The sequence below is a fragment of the Pseudomonas sp. GW821-FHT01D09 genome, assembly GCF_059422465.1.
Genome location: NZ_JBWKWY010000035.1, coordinates 31,537 through 53,874 on the forward strand (window position 1 = coordinate 31,537; position 22,338 = coordinate 53,874).

19 protein-coding genes are annotated in these 22,338 nt (G+C 62.0%); 14 read left to right on the forward strand and 5 right to left on the reverse strand.

Going from position 1 to position 22,338, the window contains the following annotated elements; all coding sequences use genetic code 11:
• The 3 genes from AC07W7_RS23245 to AC07W7_RS23255 are packed head-to-tail and all read right to left on the reverse strand — an operon-like array spanning position 1 to position 2,326.
• Positions 1–819, reverse strand: a complete 819-nt coding sequence (locus tag AC07W7_RS23245) for a segregation and condensation protein A (RefSeq protein WP_495040200.1) — start codon at positions 817–819, stop codon at positions 1–3.
• Positions 820–1,449 carry an L-threonylcarbamoyladenylate synthase gene (locus AC07W7_RS23250; RefSeq protein ID WP_099168806.1) on the reverse strand — a complete coding sequence of 210 codons (630 nt, stop codon included), beginning with the start codon at positions 1,447–1,449 and terminating at the stop codon, positions 820–822.
• 13 nt (positions 1,450–1,462) lie between these two features.
• Entirely contained in the window at positions 1,463–2,326 is an 864-nt protein-coding gene (locus AC07W7_RS23255) for a PHP domain-containing protein (RefSeq protein WP_076964726.1), read from the reverse strand.
• An 87-nt stretch (positions 2,327–2,413) separates the two neighbouring features.
• On the opposite strand from AC07W7_RS23255, the gene AC07W7_RS23260 reads away from it, so the two are divergent.
• The 7 genes from AC07W7_RS23260 (at position 2,414) to AC07W7_RS23290 (ending at position 7,930) form a co-directional block, all read left to right on the forward strand.
• Positions 2,414–3,010: a septation protein A gene (locus tag AC07W7_RS23260; protein ID WP_099168808.1), complete on the forward strand. Its 597-nt coding sequence runs from the start codon at positions 2,414–2,416 to the stop codon at positions 3,008–3,010.
• A 1-nt stretch (position 3,011) separates the two neighbouring features.
• Entirely contained in the window at positions 3,012–3,311 is a 300-nt protein-coding gene (locus AC07W7_RS23265) for a YciI family protein (protein ID WP_076964724.1), read from the forward strand.
• Between the two features lie 106 nt (positions 3,312–3,417).
• A complete protein-coding gene (locus tag AC07W7_RS23270; RefSeq protein ID WP_099168809.1) occupies positions 3,418–3,825 on the forward strand; it encodes an SH3 domain-containing protein in 408 nt (135 codons plus the stop codon).
• Positions 3,826–3,832: 7 nt separating this feature from the next.
• Entirely contained in the window at positions 3,833–4,510 is a 678-nt protein-coding gene (locus AC07W7_RS23275; RefSeq protein WP_099168810.1) for a response regulator transcription factor, read from the forward strand.
• 160 nt (positions 4,511–4,670) lie between these two features.
• Positions 4,671–5,132, forward strand: coding sequence for a Spy/CpxP family protein refolding chaperone (locus tag AC07W7_RS23280; protein ID WP_099168811.1), 462 nt, complete (start codon positions 4,671–4,673; stop codon positions 5,130–5,132).
• A gap of 64 nt (positions 5,133–5,196) precedes the next feature.
• Positions 5,197–6,540 carry a sensor histidine kinase gene (locus tag AC07W7_RS23285; protein ID WP_495040201.1) on the forward strand — a complete coding sequence of 448 codons (1,344 nt, stop codon included), beginning with the start codon at positions 5,197–5,199 and terminating at the stop codon, positions 6,538–6,540.
• 40 nt (positions 6,541–6,580) lie between these two features.
• A complete protein-coding gene (locus AC07W7_RS23290) occupies positions 6,581–7,930 on the forward strand; it encodes a CoA transferase (RefSeq protein WP_495040202.1) in 1,350 nt (449 codons plus the stop codon).
• A gap of 119 nt (positions 7,931–8,049) precedes the next feature.
• On the opposite strand, the gene arcD (AC07W7_RS23295) is transcribed toward AC07W7_RS23290, so the two are convergent.
• Positions 8,050–9,477 (reverse strand): arginine-ornithine antiporter, encoded by a 1,428-nt coding sequence (arcD, locus tag AC07W7_RS23295; protein ID WP_099168812.1) that lies wholly within the window; start codon positions 9,475–9,477, stop codon positions 8,050–8,052.
• A 447-nt stretch (positions 9,478–9,924) separates the two neighbouring features.
• Here arcD (AC07W7_RS23295) and arcD (AC07W7_RS23300) point away from each other — a divergent pair, with 447 nt between their 5' ends.
• The 6 genes from arcD (AC07W7_RS23300) (at position 9,925) to gcsR (ending at position 16,927) form a co-directional block, all read left to right on the forward strand.
• Positions 9,925–11,352 carry an arginine-ornithine antiporter gene (arcD, locus tag AC07W7_RS23300; protein ID WP_029296320.1) on the forward strand — a complete coding sequence of 476 codons (1,428 nt, stop codon included), beginning with the start codon at positions 9,925–9,927 and terminating at the stop codon, positions 11,350–11,352.
• 35 nt (positions 11,353–11,387) lie between these two features.
• Positions 11,388–12,644, forward strand: coding sequence for an arginine deiminase (gene arcA, locus AC07W7_RS23305; protein ID WP_076964717.1), 1,257 nt, complete (start codon positions 11,388–11,390; stop codon positions 12,642–12,644).
• A 69-nt stretch (positions 12,645–12,713) separates the two neighbouring features.
• The gene (locus AC07W7_RS23310; RefSeq protein ID WP_032862522.1) at positions 12,714–13,724 is read left to right on the forward strand and encodes an ornithine carbamoyltransferase; all 1,011 of its coding nucleotides are present in this window, start codon (positions 12,714–12,716) and stop codon (positions 13,722–13,724) included.
• Between the two features lie 154 nt (positions 13,725–13,878).
• Complete coding sequence (gene arcC, locus AC07W7_RS23315) at positions 13,879–14,808, forward strand: carbamate kinase (RefSeq protein WP_099168814.1); 930 nt, start codon at positions 13,879–13,881, stop codon at positions 14,806–14,808.
• 62 nt (positions 14,809–14,870) lie between these two features.
• The gene (locus AC07W7_RS23320) at positions 14,871–15,233 is read left to right on the forward strand and encodes a DUF5064 family protein (RefSeq protein WP_076964716.1); all 363 of its coding nucleotides are present in this window, start codon (positions 14,871–14,873) and stop codon (positions 15,231–15,233) included.
• Positions 15,234–15,418: 185 nt separating this feature from the next.
• Positions 15,419–16,927: a transcriptional regulator GcsR gene (gene gcsR / locus AC07W7_RS23325; protein ID WP_076964715.1), complete on the forward strand. Its 1,509-nt coding sequence runs from the start codon at positions 15,419–15,421 to the stop codon at positions 16,925–16,927.
• Here the strand turns inward: gcsR and AC07W7_RS23330 are convergent, their stop codons facing one another.
• The gene (locus tag AC07W7_RS23330; RefSeq protein WP_495040203.1) at positions 16,928–21,610 is read right to left on the reverse strand and encodes a hypothetical protein; all 4,683 of its coding nucleotides are present in this window, start codon (positions 21,608–21,610) and stop codon (positions 16,928–16,930) included.
• 335 nt (positions 21,611–21,945) lie between these two features.
• On the opposite strand from AC07W7_RS23330, the gene gcvH reads away from it, so the two are divergent.
• The gene (gene gcvH / locus AC07W7_RS23335; protein WP_099168816.1) at positions 21,946–22,329 is read left to right on the forward strand and encodes a glycine cleavage system protein GcvH; all 384 of its coding nucleotides are present in this window, start codon (positions 21,946–21,948) and stop codon (positions 22,327–22,329) included.
• The last annotated feature ends 9 nt before the right edge of the window (positions 22,330–22,338 follow it).

The window sequence follows — 22,338 nt, forward strand, 5'->3', positions numbered from 1 at the left end:
TTATTCGGCTCGCGCCCGCACGTGGATAGCCGCAAAAGGCTCATTCTGTACCAGCTCGACCAAGGACTCCTTGACCAGTTCGAGGACCGCCATAAAGGTCACCACCACGCCCAGGCGCCCCTCCTCGGCGGTAAACAGCTCGACAAACGGCACAAACCCACCAACCTTGAGGCGCTCCAGCACATCGCTCATGCGCTCGCGGGTGGACAAGGCTTCGCGGCTGACCTGGTGGCTTTCAAACATATCGCCACGGCGCAGCACCTCGGCCATGGACATCAGCAATTCTTCCAGGCTTACATCTGGCAATAATTTGCGCGCCCGGGCTTCCGGCGCATCCAGCCTGGGCACCACCACGTCGCGCCCCACGCGGCTCAGGCCGTCGATACCTTCGGCGGCGGCCTTGAAACGCTCGTACTCCTGCAGGCGGCGGATCAGTTCAGCGCGGGGGTCATCCTCTTCCGCCTCGATCGTCTCCGAGCGTGGCAGCAGCATCCGTGACTTGATCTCCGCCAGCATCGCGGCCATCACCAGGTATTCGGCGGCCAGCTCCAGGCGCACCGACTGCATCAACTCGACATAGCCCATGTACTGGCGGGTGATTTCCGCCACCGGGATGTCGAGGATATTGATGTTCTGCTTGCGGATCAGGTACAGCAGCAAGTCCAGCGGGCCTTCAAAGGCCTCAAGGAACACTTCCAGGGCATCCGGCGGGATATACAGGTCCAGGGGCATTTCCATGACCGCCTGGCCATAGACCATGGCAAAGGGCAGCTCCTGCTGCGCGCCGGCCTGGCTGTCGACGGTTTCCACGGCCGACATTCAGGCCTCGACCCTGAACGGCGCCGGGTCGCCACAGCCCACGCGGATCACTTCAGGCTCGCCGTCGGCCAGGTTGATCACCGTGGACGCCTTGTTGCCGCCGTAGCCGCCGTCGATGATCAGGTCAACGTGCTTTTCCAGGAGTTGGCGCATTTCATAGGGATCTTCCAGTGGCTCAGTGTCGCCGGGCATGATCAGCGATACGCTCATCAGCGGCTCACCCAGCTCGGCCAGCAGCGCCAGGGCGATGGGGTGTTCCGGCACCCGCAGGCCGATCGTGCGCTTCTTGGGGTGCAGCAGCAGGCGCGGCACCTCGCGGGTGGCATTCAGAATAAAGGTGTAGGGCCCCGGCGTATGGGCCTTGAGCAGGCGGAAGGTGCCGGTATCGACCTTGGCGAACAGCCCCAGTTGCGACAAGTCGCTGCAGATCAGCGCGAAGTTGTGGTTCTTGTCCAGTTCGCGCAGGCGTCTTACCCGCTCCACGGCGTTCTTGTCGCCGATCTGGCAACCGATGGCATAGGAAGAGTCCGTGGGGTAGATCACCACCCCGCCGCCACGAATGATCTCCACCGCCTGCTTGATCAGCCGCGCTTGCGGGTTTTCCGGATGAATCTGGAAAAATTGACTCACGTTCTCTACCTGTTCAGACGGTGGCGGTAATGGGGTCATGCTTGAATCGCCCCCACAAAAGCGGCAGATCTTCCGGGACCGGGCGGTATTCGCCGATCTCCGACCAGCCGCCTGGGCCATGGAAATCACTGCCGGCACTGACCAGCAGACCAAATTCACGGGCAAGAATCGCCAGGCTGCCAACCTGTTCGGCGGGTTGATGCCCATTGACCACTTCGATGGCGTGGCCACCGGCTTGAATATAGTCGCCGATCAGCTTGCGACGCTTGCTGCGGGTAAAGTCGTAATGCCAGGGATGCGCCAGGCTGACCCAGGCCCCGGAGGCGCGCAGGGTTGCCACGGTGTCTTCCAGGGTCGGCCAGTGCAGCTTGACATCCCCCAGCTTGCCGGCGCCCAGCCATTTGCGAAAGGCTTCGGCGCGATCCTTGACGAACCCTTCGCGCACCATCCAGTCGGCAAAATGCGGACGGGCCGGCGCATTGCCGCTGTCGCCCAGCGCCTGCTGGATGGCACGGGCGCCCTCCAGGGCACCGGGCATGCCCTTGAGCGCCAGTTTGCGGCTTATTTCTTCGGACCGCAGCCAGCGGCCATCGTGCAAACTGGCAATGGCCGCCACCAACGGCGGGGCGGTGACATCAAAACCGTAGCCCAGTACATGAATGGTTGCGCCGCCCCAGGTGCAGGACAATTCGACGCCATTGACCAGGTGCATGCCCAGCGCCGTGGCGGCAAGCCGCGCCTCATCCAGGCCTTCAAGGGTGTCGTGGTCGGTCAACGACAGGACTCGCACGCCTTTTTCAAACGCACGCGCAACCAGTACCGCGGGCGCCAGGGCGCCGTCGGAGGCCGTGCTGTGGCAGTGCAAATCAACATTCACGGGAGTGTGTAACCTCAAGTCAGCTGGCGCTTACGCTACCAAGGATGTTTGTTATTATGCCGCCACATCCAGCTTCTGGCTCTTACTGTGAAACAATTCATCGACTTCATCCCGCTGTTGCTGTTCTTCATCGTGTTCAAAACCGACCCACGGGTCCTCGAGATGGGTGGCCATGAGCTGTCGTTCGGCGGCATCTACAGTGCCACGGCGGTGCTGATCATCAGCTCCCTGGTGGTCTACGGGGCGATCTTCATCTCCCAGCGCAAGCTGGAAAAAAGCCAATGGCTGACCCTGGTCGCCTGCCTGGTCTTTGGCGGCCTGACCCTGGCCTTCCACAGCGAAACCTTCCTTAAATGGAAAGCCCCGGTGGTCAACTGGCTGTTCGCCCTGGCCTTTCTCGGCAGCCACTTCATAGGTGACCGCCTGTTGATCAAGCGCATCATGGGCCACGCCTTGAACCTGCCGGAGCCGATCTGGACCCGCCTGAACATCGCCTGGATCGGGTTTTTCCTGTTCTGCGGCGCAGCCAACCTGTTCGTGGCCTTTACCTTCCAGAACTACTGGGTCGACTTCAAGGTGTTCGGCAGCCTGGGCCTGACCGTGGTGTTCCTGGTTGCCCAGGGTATCTACCTGTCGCGCCACCTGCATGACACCGACCCCACCACGCCAAAAACCGAGGACTGACATGCTCTACGCCATCATTGCCACCGACGTCGCCAACTCCCTGGAAAAACGCCTGGCCGCGCGTCCGGCCCATGTGGAGCGCCTCAAGGGGCTGCAGGCCGAAGGCCGCATCGTGCTCGCTGGCCCGCACCCGGCGGTCGACAGCAATGATCCGGGAGAGGCCGGCTTCACCGGCAGCCTGATCGTGGCCGAGTTTGCCTCCCTGGCCGACGCCCAGGCCTGGGCCAAGGCCGACCCGTATGTGGCGGCCGGGGTGTATGCCGATGTCGTGATCAAACCCTTCAAGCAAGTCCTGCCTTGATCCGGGTGGCGCTGAACCTATTGGGTTCGGCGTACTCCTAATCGCTCATTATTCTCGGCAACCTGCCGACAACGTTCTGAATATTCGTGTGGAATCAGGAGTTCCGATGCGCTTACGTCAGTTGTGTCTGTTGGCAGTGTTAATGATCGGGGCTACGGCCCAGGCTGAAGAAACCTCGAACACCGGCAGTTCAACGCCCCTGTCCTTGAGTGCCGGCAGCCAGATCACCGAGTTGCAGCAACGCTTGAAAGAAAGCGAACGCCTGCGCGAAGAACTGGGCAAACAATTGCAAACTGCCGATGCCGCCCGCGAGAGTGCGCAACTGAGCCGGCTGCGCCAGGACAATCAGCGCCTGGCCCAGCAACTCAAGGACGCGCAAGGTAGCGCCCTGCCACGCTGGCTGACCGACCAGCAGCAATGGTTCGTGATTGGTGCGGGAGTTGCGTTGGTTTCCCTGCTGTGCGGTATCTTCGCCAGTGGTGGGCATCGACGCCGTCGACAATGGCTAAATTGAGTGAGTCATGAGCGAGCTGTTACTGATAGATGATGACCAGGAGCTCTGTGAGCTGCTGACCAGTTGGTTGAACCAGGAAGGTTTCCAGGTGCGCGCTTGCCATGACGGCGTGAGCGCGCGCAAGGTCCTGGCCGAATCCGCTCCGGCGGCCGTGGTGCTGGACGTGATGCTGCCCGATGGCAGCGGCCTGGAGTTGCTCAAGCAATTGCGCGCCGACCACCCGGAACTGCCGGTACTGATGCTCTCGGCCCGGGGCGAGCCCCTGGACCGGATCCTTGGCCTGGAACTGGGCGCCGATGACTACCTGGCCAAGCCCTGCGACCCCCGCGAACTGACTGCCCGCCTGCGGGCGGTGTTGCGCCGCAGCCACCCGACGGCCGTGTCGACCCAGCTCGAACTGGGCGACCTGTGCTTCAGCCCGGTGCGTGGCGTCGTGATCATCGACCATCAGGAACTGACCCTCACCCTGTCCGAAAGCCGCCTGCTGGAAGCCTTGCTGCGCCAACCGGGCGAGCCCCTGGACAAGCAGGAACTGGCGCAAATCGCCCTGGGCCGCAAGCTGACCCTGTATGACCGCAGCCTGGACATGCACGTCAGCAACCTGCGCAAAAAAATCGGCCCCCATGCCGATGGCCGCCCGCGGATCGTGGCCCTGCGCAGCCGCGGCTACTACTACAGCCTCTGACATCTCCTGTAGGAGCCGGCAAGCCGGCGCCTACAGGTTTTGTAAGCCCCCGCCCAATCTGTCTTTACTCAAGCTTTACCCTCCCCTGACCGCCGCTGACCTTGATCTTCGTAATCTACTCACATCCGGACTCACCGGAACCGAGACAAGGAGAAACACCATGCGCAAGACCCTTATCGCTCTGATGTTCGCCGCTGCCCTGCCTACCGTCGCCATGGCCATGCCAGAAGGCCAAGGCCCGATGGGCGGCCCGCAAGGCCACATGATGGGTGGCCCGGACCACGGCGGTGAACACGGCATGCGCGGCAAAGGCGGCCCCTTCAGCCAACTGGACCTGACCCGCGAACAGCGCCAGCAGATCGGCAAGCTGATGGGCGAACAACGGGAAGGCCGCCAGCAACTAGTCAAGAAGTACCTGGATAAACTCCCGGCCGCTGAGCAAAAAGCCATGAACGACGAAATGGCCGCCGCCAAGCAGAAAACCCAAGCCGATATCCGCGCCCTGCTCAAGCCCGAGCAGCAGAAGAAGTTCGACGACATGGCGAAGAAACGCGCCGAGCGCCAAGCCGAGTGGCAGCAGTTCCAGGCCTGGAAAGCGCAACAACCGCAAAAAGCGCAATAATGCGCTAGCGACCTCCCAGCCCAGCGGCCCGTGCCGCTGGGCTTTTCCTGTTTGAGGGTTTCCTGTGCGTTCACTCTTCTGGCGCATCTTTGCCAGTTTCTGGCTGGCCATCGCCCTGGTTGCCGGGCTGTCGATCCTGCTTGGGCATATGCTCAACCAGGATGCCTGGATTCTCAGCCGCCATCCCGGCCTCAAGAACCTGGCCGAAGAATGGACCCAGCGCTATGAAACCCAGGGCGAGGACGCCGCCCAGGATTTGTTGCAACAGCGCAAACGCCAGTACCACGTCGATGTGCAGGTGCTCAATGAGAGTGGCGACCCGATGGTACGTGGCACCTTCCCGCGCCGCGCCGCCGCCTTTGAAGCCCGCCAGCATGAGAGCCACGAGGGCCGGCTACCGTGGCGCCGCCTGACGGCCGAGTACACCAGCGAAAAAACCGGCGATACCTACCTGCTGATCTACCGCATCGCCCTGCCGGAGTTGGACGCCTGGCATCGCAGCAGCCTGCTCTGGCCGCTGAGCGCCCTAGCGATTGCGTTGGTGGTGCTGACCCTGTTCAGCCTGTTGGTGACCCTATCCATCACCCGTCCCCTCAGCCGCCTGCGCGGTGCGGTCCACGACCTGGGCCAGGCCACGTACCAGCAAAACAGCCTGGCGCGCCTGGCCAACCGGCGTGATGAGTTCGGCGTGCTGGCCACCGACTTCAATCGCATGGGCGCACGCCTGCAAAGCCTGATCGGCAGCCAGCGGCAACTGCTCAGGGATGTGTCCCACGAACTGCGCTCGCCCCTGGCGCGCCTGCGGATCGCCCTGGCCCTGGCGGAACGGGCCACGCCCGAGGCACGGGAAAAACTCTGGCCGCGCCTGACCCTCGAATGTGATCGCCTCGAAGCCCTGATCAGCGAGATCCTGGTACTGGCGCGGGTCGACGCCGACAACGCCAGCGCCGAAGACATCGACCTCAACCCCCTGCTCAAGACCCTGCAAAAAGACGCCCAACTCAGCGCCCCGGACCAGCACGTGCAGTTGCACACCGACCCTGTGCTCAAGCTCAAGGGCTGGCCACATATGGTCGAACGGGCGGTGGACAACCTGCTGCGCAATGCGCTGCGCTTCAACCCACCCGCCCAGCCCATTGAAATGCACGCCCAGCGCGACGGCGAGCGCATCGTCATCAGCGTGCGCGACCATGGCCCGGGCGTCGACACCGAGCACCTGCAGTCATTGGGCGAACCGTTTTACCGCGCTCCCGGGCAAACCGCCCAGGGTCACGGCCTGGGCCTGGCCATCGCCCGCCGGGCCGCCGAACGGCACGGCGGCAGCCTGACCCTGGCCAATCATCCCGAAGGCGGATTTATCGCCACCCTGGACTTGCCCTTGCAGCCGGGGATTGCAGCACACCCCTGAAGATCTTCTATGATGGCCCTTCTCTTATGGAGGGCCTTTGATGACTGATCTGCTCACCTCGATCCAGCGTGCACTCGATCTGCCGCCCACACCGCTGGCGTGCACTGAAGCCGGCGCCCTGCCGTCAACCTTCGCCGTCACTGAGCTGGCCTGCGCCAGCCTGGGGGCTGCAGCTCAGGCCCTGGCCCGCCTGCTGGCACAACAGACCGGGCGCCTGCCCCTGGTCAGTGTTGACCGGCGCCTGGCCTCATTCTGGTTCTCCAGCTCCCTGCGCCCACAGGGCTGGAGCGTGCCGCCGTTGTGGGACCCGATTGCCGGCGACTATGCCTGCGCCGACGGCTGGATCCGCCTGCACACCAATGCCCCCCACCATCGCGCAGCCGCCGAACGGGTGCTGGGGCCGGTCGCGGACCGGGCGGCGATGACGCTCAAGGTCGCCCCGTGGAGCGCTGCCGAACTGGAGCAGGCGATTATCGATGAGGCTGGCTGCGCCGCGCAGATGCGCACCTGGCAGGAGTGGCAGGCCCATCCGCAAGGGTTGGCGGTCAATCAGGAACCGTTGGTTGCGCGCGAGCGCTTCGACACAGCCGGCAACACCCGCTGGCTCGGCAACGTGGCGCGCCCGCTGGCGGGGGTCAAGGTCCTGGACCTGACCCGCGTCCTGGCCGGCCCCGTGGCCAGTCGTTTTCTCGCGGGGCTTGGCGCCGACGTCTTGCGCATCGATGCCCCCGCCTGGAACGAACCTGGGGTCGTACCGGAAATGACCCTGGGCAAGCGCTGCGCACGCCTTGACCTTAAAACCGCCAACGGCCGGCAATTATTCGAAAACTTACTCAAGGATGCCGACATTCTGTTTCACGGTTATCGGGCAGATGCCTTGGAGCAACTGGGTTACAACGCCACTGCACGCCAGCAACTGGCCCCCGGCCTGATCGACGTCAGCCTCAACGCCTACGGCTGGAGCGGCCCGTGGCGCAATCGCCGGGGCTTCGACAGCCTGGTGCAGATGAGCAGCGGCATCGCCCACGCCGGCATGCAGTGCAAGCAGGCAGATAAACCCGTGCCGCTGCCGGTGCAGGCCCTGGACCACGCCACCGGCTACCTGATGGCGGCCGGTGCGATACAGGCCTTGGCCGAGCGCTTAAGCAGCGGGCACGGCGGTTCGGCACGCCTGTCACTGGCGCGTACGGCGAAGCTGTTGGTCGAGGCGGGACAAGGCGTGAAGCAGCCCGCCTTGCGTGAGGAAGAGCCCGGTGATCAGGGGCTGCTGGTGGAGCAGACGGCCTGGGGGCCGGCGCATCGGCTGCTGGCGCCGGTCACTGTTACCGGGACCCCGTTGCAGTGGGATTTGCCGGCGGGGGAATTGGGGGCGCATCGGGCACAGTGGTGACCTTGAAAGGGTCATCGCGGCGATGCGGCGACCCGACAAGCCCGCTCCCACAGTTGACCGTGTACAACTTATGTGGGAGCGGGCTTGCCCGCGATAAGGTCCACCCAGGCACAACAATTTCACAAGGTCAGCACACCACTGTACAACCCATACGCCGCCAGGCTGGCGCCAGCGATCACGCAGCTGAAAATGCCCTTTTCCAACAAGGTAAACAGCGGCTGGCCCTGTTCGCGCTTGGCCTGGGCAAACAGGATCACCCCCGGGGCATACAGCAGTGCCGACAGCAGCAGGTATTTCAAGCCTCCGGCATACAACAGCCACACCGCATAGCCCAGGGCAATCACCCCCACCAGCAGGTCCTTGAGCCGCTGGCCATGGGCCCCCTCGTAGGTTTCCCCCCTCCCGCACAGCAGCACGGCATAGGCCGCCGACCATAAATACGGCACCAGGATCATCGACGACGCCAGGTAGATCAGCGTGGTGTAGGTGCTGGCCGAAAACAGGGTGATCACGAGGAACAGCTGGATCATCACATTGGTCAGCCACAGCGCATTGACCGGCACACGGTTGGCATTTTCCTTTTTCAGGAAGGCCGGCATGGTCTTGTCATGGGCGGTGGCGTAGAGAATCTCGGCGCACAGCAAGGCCCATGACAGCAACGCGCCCAGCAGCGACACCGCCAGGCCGATGCTGATCAACATCGCGCCCCAGGGGCCGACGATATGTTCCAGCACGCCCGCCAGGGACGGGTTCTGCAAGTTGGCCAGGTCGGGCTGGCTCATGATCCCCAAAGACAGCACATTGACCAGCACCAGCAGGGCCAACACCCCGACAAACCCGATCACTGTGGCACGGCCCACGTCTGAGCGTTTTTCCGCGCGGGCCGAGTACACGCTGGCGCCTTCGATGCCGATAAACACAAACACGGTGACCAGCATCATGTTGCGCACCTGGTCCATCACCCCACCGAATTGCGGGTTACCCAGGCCCCAGATATCCCGGGTGAAAATGTCCGCCTTGAACGCCACGGCGGCGATCACGATAAACATCAGCAGCGGCACGATCTTGGCCACGGTGGTGACCTGGTTGATAAACGCGGCCTCCTTGATCCCGCGCATCACCAGAAAATGCACGGCCCACAGCAGCAGCGACGCGCAGCCGATCGCCACCGGCGTGTTGCCTTGGCCGAATACCGGAAAAAAATAACCCAGGGTGCTGAACAGCAATACGAAATAGCCGACGTTGCCCATCCAGGCACTGATCCAGTAGCCCCAGGCCGACGAGAAACCCATGTAGTCGCCAAACCCGGCCTTGGCGTAGGCATACACCCCCGAATCCAGGTTGGGCTTGCGGTTGGCCAGGGTCTGGAACACAAACGCCAGGGTCAGCATGCCAATGGCGGTGATGCCCCAACCGATCAGGATCGCCCCCACCTCGGCCCGCGCCGCCATGTTCTGCGGCAACGAGAAGATCCCGCCGCCAATCATCGAGCCCACTACCAATGCCACGAGGGCGCTGAGGCGCAGCTTTTGTGCCGGTTGCGACATAGGAACTCCTGTTGATCAAACAGTCGTCAAGCTAACAACTGCACACACGGCTAATTTATCGAAAACAGGCAACGTTTATTAGCTATAGCGAATAAAACTGCTCGTCTCATAACTTAATGACATTTCTGTTAGGCGAGTTTAGGCAAATTTAGAATTTAAATACCACTTGTGTTTATCCATGAGAGGTATTCGGCAAAGCCTTTTGAAAAAGTTTGCACATCCGCGAAAACGGGCTAGCTTCAAACATCCACGCCTTGCGTCTATAGGCTGAACCCAAACGGGCCAAAGCTCTGGGACATGCTTATCCGGGCGATTATACGCCTGTGGCATTTATTCATAAGTCTTTAATTCACAATGGAATGTGCCAATGAAGTGATCTGAGTCAGTTGTTTGAATAGCGCACAGTTTTATTCTGTGATCTCTCTTCTCCTGCATTGGAGTCACGCAATGTCTGAATCTCCCGGAAAACTTCGATTAGGCGCCCTTGTTGCTCTTGTTGTGGGCTCAATGATTGGCGGCGGGATCTTCTCGTTGCCGCAAAACATGGCCGCCAGCGCCGATGTCGGTGCGGTACTGATTGGTTGGGTCATCACGGCCGTCGGTATGTTGACCCTGGCGTTTGTGTTCCAGACCCTGGCCAATCGCAAACCTGACCTGGACGGCGGTGTCTATGCCTACGCCAAGGCCGGTTTTGGCGACTACATGGGCTTCTCGTCCGCCTGGGGCTACTGGATCAGTGCCTGGCTGGGCAACGTCGGCTACTTCGTGCTGCTGTTCAGCACCCTCGGTTACTTCTTCCCCATCTTCGGCGAAGGCAATACCCCGGCGGCGGTGATTGGTGCCTCGGTGCTGTTGTGGGCCGTGCATTTTTTGGTGCTGCGCGGGATCAAGGAAGCGGCGTTTATCAACCTGGTGACCACCGTCGCCAAGGTCGTGCCGCTGGTGCTGTTTGTGCTGATTGCGCTGTTCGCCTTCAAACTGGACATCTTCACCGCTGATATCTGGGGCGTGAAAAACCCCGACCTGGGCAGTGTGATGAACCAGGTGCGCAACATGATGCTGGTCACCGTCTGGGTGTTTATCGGCATCGAAGGCGCGAGCATCTTCTCGTCCCGTGCCGAAAAACGCTCGGACGTGGGCAAGGCTACCGTCATCGGCTTTATCACCGTGCTGTTGTTCCTGATGCTGGTGAACGTGCTGTCCCTGGGGATCATGACCCAACCGGAACTGGCCAAGCTGCAGAACCCGTCGATGGCGGCCGTACTGGAGCATGTGGTCGGCCACTGGGGCGCGGTGCTGATCAGCGTCGGCCTGATCATCTCCCTGCTGGGCGCGCTGCTGTCGTGGGTGCTGCTGTGTGCAGAGATCATGTTCGCCGCCGCCAAAGACCACACCATGCCGGAGTTCCTGCGTAAGGAAAACGCCAACCATGTGCCGGTCAACGCCCTGTGGCTGACCAATGCCATGGTGCAGATCTTCCTGGTGATCACGCTGTTTTCCGCCAGTACCTACCTGTCGCTGATCTACCTCGCCACCTCGATGATCCTCGTGCCCTACCTGTGGTCGGCGGCCTACGCGCTGCTGCTGGCGGTACGCGGCGAGACCTACGAGGCGGCCCTGGCCGAACGCAAGAAAGACCTGTTTATCGGCGCCATCGCCCTGATCTACGCGGTCTGGCTGCTGTATGCCGGCGGCACCAAGTACCTGCTGCTCTCCGCCCTGCTCTACGCCCCTGGCGCGATCCTGTTCGCCAAGGCCAAGCGTGAACTGGGCAAACCGATTTTCACCAACGTCGAGAAGCTGATTTTCGCCGCAGTGGTCATTGGCGCCCTGGTGGCGGCCTATGGGCTCTACGACGGCTTCCTGACCCTGTAACACCCTTATTGTTTATGTTCACTGGAGGATCTGTAATGACCACGGAAAAAGTTAAGTACGGCGTACATTCCGAAGCCGGCAAACTGCGCAAAGTCATGGTGTGTTCCCCAGGTCTGGCCCATCAGCGGCTGACCCCCAATAATTGCGACGAGCTGTTGTTCGATGACGTGCTCTGGGTTGCCCAGGCCAAGCGGGACCATTTCGACTTCGTCACCAAGATGCGCGAGCGCGATATCGATGTGCTGGAAATGCACAACCTGCTGACTGACATTGTCGCCATCCCTGAAGCCCTGGACTGGATCCTGGAGCGCAAGATCACCGCTGATACGGTTGGCCTGGGCCTGGCCGATGAAGTCGGCTCCTGGCTGCGCAGCCTGGAGCCGCGCAAGGTCGCCGAGTTCCTGATCGGCGGCGTGTCGGCCGATGACCTGCCGAGCAGCTTCGGTGGCAAGACCATCGAGATGTTCCGCGACTTCCTCGGCCACTCAAGCTTTATCCTGCCGCCGCTGCCCAACACCCAGTTCACCCGCGACACCACGTGCTGGATCTACGGTGGCGTGACGCTCAACCCGATGTACTGGCCGGCGCGACGTCAGGAAACCCTGCTGACCACCGCCATCTACAAGTTCCACCCCGAGTTCACCAACGCCGACTTCCAGATCTGGTACGGCGACCCTGACCTGCAACACGGTGCCGCCACCCTGGAAGGCGGCGACGTGATGCCGATTGGCAACGGCGTGGTGTTGATCGGGATGGGCGAGCGCTCGTCTCACCAGGCCATCGGCCAACTGGCGCGCAACCTGTTCAAGAACAAGGCGGTGGAAAAGGTGATCGTGGCCGGCCTGCCGAAGTCCCGTGCGGCGATGCACCTGGACACCGTGTTCAGCTTCTGCGACCGCGACCTGGTGACCATCTTCCCCGAAGTGGTCAACCAGATCGTCCCATTCACCCTGCGCCCTGACGAGAGCAAGCCCCACGGTATCGATATCCAACGGGAGAAAACCAACTTCCTCGACACCGTGGCCGCCGCCCTTGGCCTCAAGGCCCTGCGCGTGGTGGAAACCGGCGGCAACAGCTTCGCCGCCGAACGCGAACAGTGGGACGACGGCAACAACGTGGTCGCGGTAGAGCCTGGCGTGGTGATCGGTTACGACCGCAACACCTACACCAACACCCTGCTGCGCAAGGCCGGTGTGGAAGTCATCACCATCAGCGCCGGCGAACTGGGCCGGGGCCGTGGCGGCGGCCACTGCATGACCTGCCCGATCATCCGCGACCCTATCGACTACTAAACGACCATCTCCCCGGCGGCATCCACCCGATGCCGCACGGGCCGATTACCGAATCCAAGGAGAATCATCATGGCGTTCAACATCCACAACCGTAACCTGCTGAGCCTGGAACACCACACCCCGCGCGAACTGCGCTACCTGCTGGACCTGTCCCGCGACCTCAAGCGCGCCAAGTACACCGGCACCGAGCAGCAGCACCTCAAGGGCAACAACATCGCGCTGATCTTCGAGAAAACCTCGACCCGCACCCGATGTGCCTTTGAAGTCGCGGCCTATGACCAGGGCGCCAACGTTACCTATATCGACCCGAACTCATCGCAGATCGGCCATAAAGAAAGCATGAAAGACACCGCCCGCGTACTCGGGCGCATGTACGACGCCATTGAATACCGTGGCTTCAAGCAGGAAATCGTCGAAGAACTGGCGAAATTCGCCGGGGTCCCGGTGTTCAACGGCCTGACCGACGAGTACCACCCGACCCAGATGATCGCCGACGTGCTGACCATGCGTGAACACGCAGACAAGCCGATCCACGACATCAGCTACGCCTACCTGGGCGACGCCCGCAACAACATGGGCAACTCGCTGCTGCTGGTCGGCGCCAAGCTGGGCATGGACGTGCGCATCTGCGCGCCCAAGGCCCTGTGGCCTCACGATGACCTGGTGGGCCGCTGCAAAAAATACGCCGAAGAAAGCGGCGCCCGCATCACCCTCACCGAAGACCCGAAAGCGGCAGTCAAGGGCGTGGACTTTATCCACACCGACGTCTGGGTCTCCATGGGCGAGCCAGTGGAAGCCTGGGCCGAGCGTATCGAGCAACTGCTGCCCTACCAGGTCAACAGCCAGCTGATGAAAGCCACCGGCAACCCACGCACCAAGTTCATGCACTGCCTGCCGGCGTTCCATAACAGCGATACCAAGATCGGCAAACAGATTGCCGAGCAGTATCCGCACCTGGCCAATGGCATCGAAGTGACCGACGACGTGTTCGAGTCCCCGGCCTGCATCGCCTTCGAGCAAGCGGAAAACCGCATGCACACCATCAAGGCGATCCTGGTTTCGACGCTGGCTGACCTGTAACCCAACACCGCTCCCACTGATGTAACACGGTCAATGTGGGAGCCGGGCTTACCCGCGATGCCGTCACCTCGGTCTGCCAGACATAGTGAGGTGATGCCATCGCAGGCAAGCCAGCTCCCACAGTTCACAAGCAGAATTCTAGAAGGATTGCATTATGCGTATCGTCGTTGCTCTGGGCGGTAACGCCCTGCTCCGCCGTGGTGAACCCATGACTGCGGACAACCAACGCGCCAATATCCGGGTCGCCACCGAACAGATTGCCAAGATCCATCCCGGCAATGAGCTGGTGATCGCCCACGGCAATGGGCCGCAAGTCGGCCTGCTGTCATTGCAGGCCGCCGCCTACACCCAGGTTTCGCCGTACCCGCTGGACGTGCTGGGCGCGGAAACCGAAGGCATGATCGGCTATATCATCGAACAGGAACTGGGCAACCTGCTGGACTTCGAGGTGCCGTTCGCCACCCTGCTGACCCAGGTTGAAGTGGACGCCAACGACCCGGCCTTCCAGAACCCGACCAAGCCGATCGGCCCGGTCTATTCCAAGGCCGAAGCGGAAAAACTGGCCGCCGAAAAAGGCTGGGCGATTGCCCCCGATGGCGACAAATATCGCCGGGTGGTGGCCAGCCCTCGGCCCAAGCGCATCTTTGAGATCCGCCCGATCAAGTGGCTGCTGGAAAAGAGCAGCATCGTGATCTGCGCCGGCGGCGGCGGCATCCCGACCATGTACGACGAAAACGGCAAGCTCAAGGGCATCGAGGCCGTGATCGACAAAGACCTGTGTTCCTCGCTGCTGGCCCAGCAACTGGAGGCCGACCTGCTGGTGATCGCCACCGACGTCAACGCGGCCTTTATCGACTTCGGCAAGCCAACGCAAAAGGCCATCGGCCAGGCGCACCCCGACGACATGGAAAAACTCGGCTTCGCCGCCGGCTCCATGGGGCCCAAGGTCCAGGCCGCCTGCGAGTTCGCCCGCAACACTGGCAAAACCGCAGTGATCGGTTCACTCTCGGACATCGAAGCCATTGTCCAGGGCACCGCCGGCACCCGTATCAGCACGGCAAAACCTGGCATCACCTACTTATAAATACACCCCGGGCGGCTGTTTGCAGCCGCCCTTCTCCAATGCCTTGTTAAGGAGAAACGCCTATGGCCATTTTTGAACCCGGTCACTTGCATGTTGAACGCCACGCGTTGAATGCCCAGGATCACAGCTACGACCTGTGCATCGACTATGAAATCAGCCAGGATCCAAAGGAAGGCAAGGGAATGCTCTTCAAGATGCACGGTTCGGTGCAGGGCAAAGAGCTCAAGGAAGAATTCTTCCTGCCCAAGGACCAGGCCTTCGACTTTGCCCGCCATGCCATGAACATCGCGCAGAAATACGGCATGCCGAAAACCGCAGTGCTCAACGGGAGCATGCATAAACAGTACGACCTGATGTTCGAGGATGTGCGCCACCAGTTGGATGTAAAGCCGGGCGACCCGATCAAGCCTGAACACCTGGAATAACCAAAACAGCTCAAATGTGGGAGCTGGCTTGTGTGGGAGCTGGCTTGCCTGCGATGCAGGCACCTCGGTGTGTCAGTCACCCCTCGATGATGCTATCGCAGGCAAGCCAACTCCCACATTTTTGATCTCCACCCCCGCTCAGGCATACTGGCCACCCTCCGCATTGCAGAATCAACCGCCACCCCATGCGTATCCACGTCAGCTTCATCGACCGCGTCGGCATCACCCAGGAAGTCCTGGCCCTGCTCGGTGGGCGCAATCTCAACCTGGATGCGGTGGAGATGATCCCGCCCAACGTGTATATCGACGCGCCAACCCTGAGCGTGCAAGTGCTGGAAGAGTTGCGCGATGCGCTGTTCAGCGTGCAGGGCGTACAGGCGGTGACGGTGGTGGATATCCTTCCCGGCCAGCGCCGCCACTTGCAACTCGACGCCCTGTTGGCGGCCATGACCGACCCGGTCCTGGCCCTGGACAGTGCCGGCAAGGTGCTGCTGGCCAACCCGGCGCTGATTGCCCTGTATGGTCGCGAACCGGCGGGCGAAAGCATCGCCGAGCTGTTTGACGACCCGGCACTGCTGGTGGCCTTGCTCGAACATGGCTTTCGCCTGCCCCTGCGCGAAATCAGTGTCAACGGCCAGACCTTGCTGCTGGACGCCACGCCGATTACCGATGCCGGTGCGCTGCTGACTTTGTACCAACCCAACCGCATCGGCGAACGGCTGTCGGCCCTGCACCATGACCATGCCGAAGGTTTCGACGCACTTTTGGGCGAGTCCCCGGCGATACGCACCCTCAAGACCCGTGCGCAACGGGTGGCGGCCCTCGATGCCCCGCTGTTGATCCAGGGCGAGACCGGCACCGGCAAAGAGTTGGTGGCCCGCGCCTGCCATGCCATCAGCGCGCGCCACAGCTCACCGTTCCTGGCGCTGAACTGCGCAGCCCTCCCGGAAAACCTCGCCGAGAGCGAGCTGTTCGGCTACGCCCCCGGCGCCTTCACCGGTGCCCAGCGCGGCGGCAAGCCGGGGCTGATGGAGCTGGCCAACCAGGGCACGGTATTTCTCGATGAGATTGGCGAGATGTCGCCGTACTTGCAGGCCAAGCTGTTGCGTTTTCTCAATGACGGCAGCTTTCGCCGGGTCGGCGGCGACCGCGAGGTCAAGGTCAATGTGCGCATCCTCAGCGCCACCCACCGCGACCTGGAGAAAATGGTCAGCGAAGGCACCTTCCGCGAAGACCTGTTCTACCGCCTCAATGTGCTGAATGTGGAAGTGCCGCCCCTGCGCGAGCGCGGCCAGGACATCCTGCTGCTGGCCCGCTACTTCATGCAGCAGGCCTGCGCGCAGATCCAGCGCCCGGTCTGCCGCCTGGCACCGGGCACCTACCCGGCGCTGCTGGGCAACCGCTGGCCGGGCAATGTGCGCCAGTTGCAGAACGTGATTTTCCGCGCCGCCGCCATTTGCGAAAGCAACCTGGTGGACATTGGCGACCTGGATATCGCCGGCACCTCGGTCGCGCGCCAGAGCGACGGCGAAGTGGCCAGCCTGGAGCAGGCGGTGGAGGACTTTGAACGCAGCCTGCTGGAAAAGCTCTACACCACCTACCCCTCGACACGTCAGTTGGCCAACCGCTTGCAAACGTCTCACACCGCTATCGCCCATCGATTGCGCAAGTACGGTATTCCCGGCAAACCCTGATCACCAGAAAACCCGGCGCCCACGCTGCATCACCGCCCCTGTCGCGCTGAAAAACAGCTGCTGGGCCATGCCGGCGCTGATCCGTGAGTAGTAGATCGCGATCACATCGCTGTCGGTCTTGTCGGCCAGGCTGCGAAAGCTCATGAAGCGTTGTTCCGGTCTTTTCAAATGGCCGGCGCTGTATTCGGCGTTGGGAGCCCCTGGCGTGCGGTAATGGAAATGGGCGTAGGCCAAGACCTTGCCCTGCGTGTCCTTGACCACATACTCCTGGAGGAAGTCATTCTCCCGCTTGAGCGCAATGCGCCCCTCTATCGGCAGGATTTGCACCTCATTCTGGCGCTTGAGGTAGGCAATCCCTTCTTCATCAGGCGCCAGGCGCTTGACCATCTCGATGCGGATCAGACGGCCATGCTCCACCAGGCGGCTGGAGGCCTGCGCCAGCTCCTTGAGCAGGGGCAGCGTGGCGTCGGACGCTTTATCTTGCCCCAGAGCCTTGCGGATCTTGTCAGCCACCGCGTCGATTTTCCCGGCGTGGCGCAACACTCGGGCCTCGACACTGGCGGGTAGGTGGGAGAGGCGTGCTTCGTTGCGGGCTTGCCCAAGGACCGTTGACTGTCGATCCAGCAGCTTGCGCCCATCCTCCTTGAGCTTTTCCAGGGGGCGCACCGGGCGCACGGGCGGCGGACTGGCCTCGGTGATCGCCTCGAACTCATCACTGCCAGGAGCCTGCCGAAAGCTCGCCACCACGCTCTGATCGACCGGGTTGATGACATCGACGATGTCCTCGTTCAATTCCGGCGTACGCGCCCGGACCTGGCCCACCAGATAGCGGTTCTTGCGGTCACGGATCAAGCGTTTGCCAGAGGCCAGCGAGGGTCCGGGTGTACGCACAACCGTGCGCTCACGCTCGCGCAGCAACGCCGCCAGGGAGCCTTGCGCCTCATGCTCCAAGGCGTTGAGCATCCGACTCAAGCGTTCGACGCTGCCCTCATAAAGCAAGTCAGAAGCCATGTCGCCATACTCGCGCAGGGACGCTTGGGTAGTGTCGTAGTCGAGCAGGATGGCGCTATACCCGTCGATGCGCTGTTGCACTGTCAGCGGGCCTGGGTCCTGCAAGTCTTTTTGTGACTGGAGCGACTGAATGGCTTCGTCGATCAGCGACCCGATACGGATGAAATCGTCATACTCCTCAGGCAACGGCGGCCTGCGTACGATCACCCCACCCAATGCCTTCACCTGCAGGGATTTCCAGTCCAGCGGCGTGCCAAGCGTAGAAGGGAGCAGTGCTTGCGCCCGTGACTCATACCCTGGCACTTGGGCCAGCCTGGCATAGTTGTTTCGCTCCAGGATGCTCAATTCGATCAGTTTTTCGTTGTAGCCAATGATCGTCTGCATGGACTGGACCAGCGTGTTGTGGGCCGCCTGGACAACGGCCACGTCTTCATGCCCCAACTGCTCATGCAACTGGTTGCGACGCTCACTGGGAAACACCTCGGTCGAGCGTTTGGTAATCAGCATCGCCATTTGCACCCGCAGGTTTTCGACAAGATCCTCCAATTGCTGGATCTTCTCCTGCTCGAACCGCTCCACGGGTTTGTTGGCATGCTTTGCAATCAACGCATCGAGCTTGTCGAACTGCGCCCGGTTTTGTTGCTCCAGCGCAGTTAAATAACGGTCCCGCAGGCCTTGCAGGGAGGGGTCAAAGAGCTTTTCCGGGTCTGCCCCGTGGGCCTCTTCAAAACGCTCTTCGCTGGCCGCCACCTCACGCTCAGCCGCCATCAGCCGCTGCGTTGCCTCCTGATAATGACGTTCAAACATCTGGTTCTGACGCTGGATATTTGCGCGGCGACTGGCCGCCGACAGCTTGGGGTGCCCACCGCGCAATTGCAGGCCCAGGTCGACTTTCCAGACTCCATGCGCATCCTTCCCGAGCCAGGGGCCCATGTGCAGGGGGTTTCTCAAGTCCACTACCCGCCAACGCCCCTCAACCTGCTTGACCCCGTACAAGTGGCTGTCAATCAACAGGTAATCTTCCTGGCTGACGGCCCCACTGGCGTGCCGCACCATGACCCGGCCGCGTACGGGGCTGTCTGGCGAACTGATCGCCGGGGTTGCCGGCCATTGCTCGCCAGGCCCCGGCGACCAGCGCAAGCTCTCAAGCTGTGCCCGCTGCGCGGGGTCGAGGCGTAACCGTGAGTTGGCCCAGGAAAAGTCCATGCCCGTCACATCCGCCAGTGAGCGCTGCCAGGCAAACGTCGACGGCGTCTGCTGCACATGCCTGAGCGCAGGGGTTGCCAGCGAGCCGGTAAGGCGTGGTTGGGTCTCGCTCAGGCGCAAGCGCTGATCAAGGCTGACGACCGGGCTCAACAACAGGCCCGCCAGACTGCCGAGCAACTCGGCCAGGGCATTGGCCGACGCTTCCTGGCTGGCTCCGGCCGGCAGCGCCAGCACCGCGCGAAAACCGCCATACACCTGGGACAACCACCCGGCCACGGCCACCGGCCCCCGCAGCATGGGCAGCAAGGCATTGAAAATCTGCCAGAGATTATTTTTGAACAGCGTCCAGCGCAGTGCCTCGACGGAGGTGGAGCACTGTTCGGCGGCCTGCCAAAGCCCCCTGGCGTTTTCATCGAATACGGCCTCCAGAAATACCCCCGGCACGGGCTCGTCACTGAGCAATGCCGGGCTGGAAACCGCCTGCTCGCTGTATTCATCCCCCTGTAGAAAACGCTGGACATGGGGGTTTAGAAACCCGCCATTGCCAAACAAGGCCCGACTGCTTTCACTCAGGCGCTCAAGCACCAGCGCCTGTAGCTCGCTGCCCATCCGGGCGATCTCGTCAAGCAGCGCCTGGCGGCTGGAAAACTGTTGGAGCGCCGCCTCGTCCTGATCGGGCCGGTACAGGATATGGGGCAGCTCACTGTGGTCCCTCGGGCCGATGACAAACAGGTTATCAGCCTTATGCACAACCCCACCGGCATGGGCGAGAAACGCCAGGGGCCGGGCCACGATCACATGGTTGCCGACGGTACGCTTGAGGGGGTCGCGCTGCAGCACCGCTTGCACCACCGCGACGCCTGACGGGGTCCACCCATGGCGTTGGCGCAGGCTGTTCTCCAGGGCACGCAAAGGCAGCTGGAGTGCCATTTGCTCGACAAACAATTGCCGTCGGCGCGCCGACTCGGCCGGGTCCGACAGCAACGCCTGCTTGAGCAGCGCCGGGTAATGCCGGCCCACATCGACCGTGTCGATAAGCCGCTTGAGGTATCCCGGCTGAAGCCACCTGGCCGGCAAGTGCCCCGGCGCGGCCTGATGGCTGATCTGCACATTGGCGTAGGGCGTGGCGAAGGGGTTTTCCAGCGCCCAGAGGGTCAGGGTCTTGGTGGTACGCTCCGTCCAGCCCACCGTGGCGCCTTGGGTGCGTTCAAATGTCAGCAGGCAATCATCCGGGTCGATCGGGACGGCTTGCGGGTAATCCAGGCGCATCTGACGTTGCAGCGCCTTGCGGGCATACACGTCAATCGGCTCCAGGCCGTCGAGGAACGACGCACCGCCCGTGCGTTTGTGCAAGTGCGCCAGGCGCTCAAGCCATTGGCCGTAGGTTTGCCGGTCGGCCTCGCTGGCGGCCTGCAACCATACCGGCAGCTGTTCTTCGTGGGGTTGCTGGACATAGTCGGCCTCGAACCAGACCTCTGGCGCAGTGAGTTTGCGCAGCAGGCGCTTGTAGCTGTCGACCTCGGGCAGTGCCGACCAGTCGATTTGCCTGAGCGCCCTTAGCTGTCGCTCCAGCAAGGCCTGGGCCTGGGCATCGAAGACATCGCCCTGGGGCTCCCTGAGCAGCCATTTGACGAGCAGGCCGGGGATATAGTTGCTCATGTAGCGTGGCAGCAGGTTACCCAACTCATCCAGCGTGGTGAGCTTGAGCACGCTCATCGCAGGAACATAGACCAGATTGACCTGTTGCTGCGCCACCTGGCGCTGCAGGACCAGCAGCGGCAGCCATTCGCCCGGTTGTCCCTCGTGGCCGGCATAGACCTGGTAAATCCGCAGCACATGCTCCCCACCCAGCACTTGGCGATCCACCTGGTAGGCCCAGAGTTCCTGTGGCCCGTCCCCCAGGCCCAGCAGTTTTTTGCCTTCTAGCGGCGTCAGCGCCGGGTTCTGCCGGGCGGTGAGCAGGCACTCGCGCAGTTGCCTGCCAACGGCGCCCCAGCGACTCAACGTCGTGTCGTCGGGAACAGGCGCGTTCCAATAAGCCACCAGCCGTGCGGTAAAACCATCGAGCAGCTCGGGCGCCAGGGTGTTGAGCATGAACGCAATATCATGGACCGCAACCGCACCGGTGAACGGTACGAGGCCCAGGGTGAGCGAGTTGACCAACACGCAATGATGACCGGCCACGTAATTGAGCACGTCGCGGCTCATGCAGCGCTTGATCAGGGCGTCACTCAAGGTCGTGAGTTGGGTATAGCCGAGGCCATCCGCCCGAGCGGGCGGGTGCACGCCGATCCAGGTGATGTCGGCCTGCAAACCGGAAGCCGGGAACCACGCAGTGATCCACTCCTGGATCATGGACTCGGCCACCTGCGTCAACGTTGGCCGCTGGGCAAACAGGCGCCTCAGGTAGTCGCGGGATGCATCGACCTGTGAACGGCCCTGAAGTGCCCCGATTGGATTGCTCATGCCACGTGTCCTTAACATTCGATCACGGCAAAATAAGCCGTCACCTGCCACAGCGTGCGCTACATAAATCCACCCTTTCCCGTATCGAAAACGCTACAGCGGAACGTTTTCAATACACACCTGATCCCCCTTCGCTACGCAAGGCTTTGATCCAAATAGGCTTTTTTTGCACCGCCGATCCGTAGCGATTTCGCTACAGCCCCTTGCATTGCACTACCGCCCATTCTTCGCAACCTATTGATCTGTAACAACAAATTTATATTGGCCGCATTTTTGCTATGGACTTCCCCATTCCAATCCCGTCCACCAGACGATTCTGGCCCTGAGGAGTTTCCATGAGCGAATTGCGTTTTACTGAAGATCACGAATGGCTGCGTGTCGAAGCCGACGGCAGCGTCACCGTGGGTATTACCGCGTTCGCACAGAATGCGCTGGGTGATGTGGTGTTTGTGCAACTGCCAGAGTTGCAGGCCTACGACCAGGGCGCAGAAGCCTCCACCGTGGAGTCGGTCAAGGCCGCCAGCGGCGTGTACATGCCCCTGACCGGCAAAGTGCTGGAAGTCAACGACCAGCTCAGCGACAGCCCGGAGCTGGTCAACGAGGACCCGATGGGCGAAGGCTGGTTCTTCCGCTTTGAACCGGCGGATGCCGGGGCGGTAGCTAAGCTGTTGGATCAGGATGCCTACGACCGTCTGATCAAAGCCAACGCCCAAGCCTGAGGAGCGCGC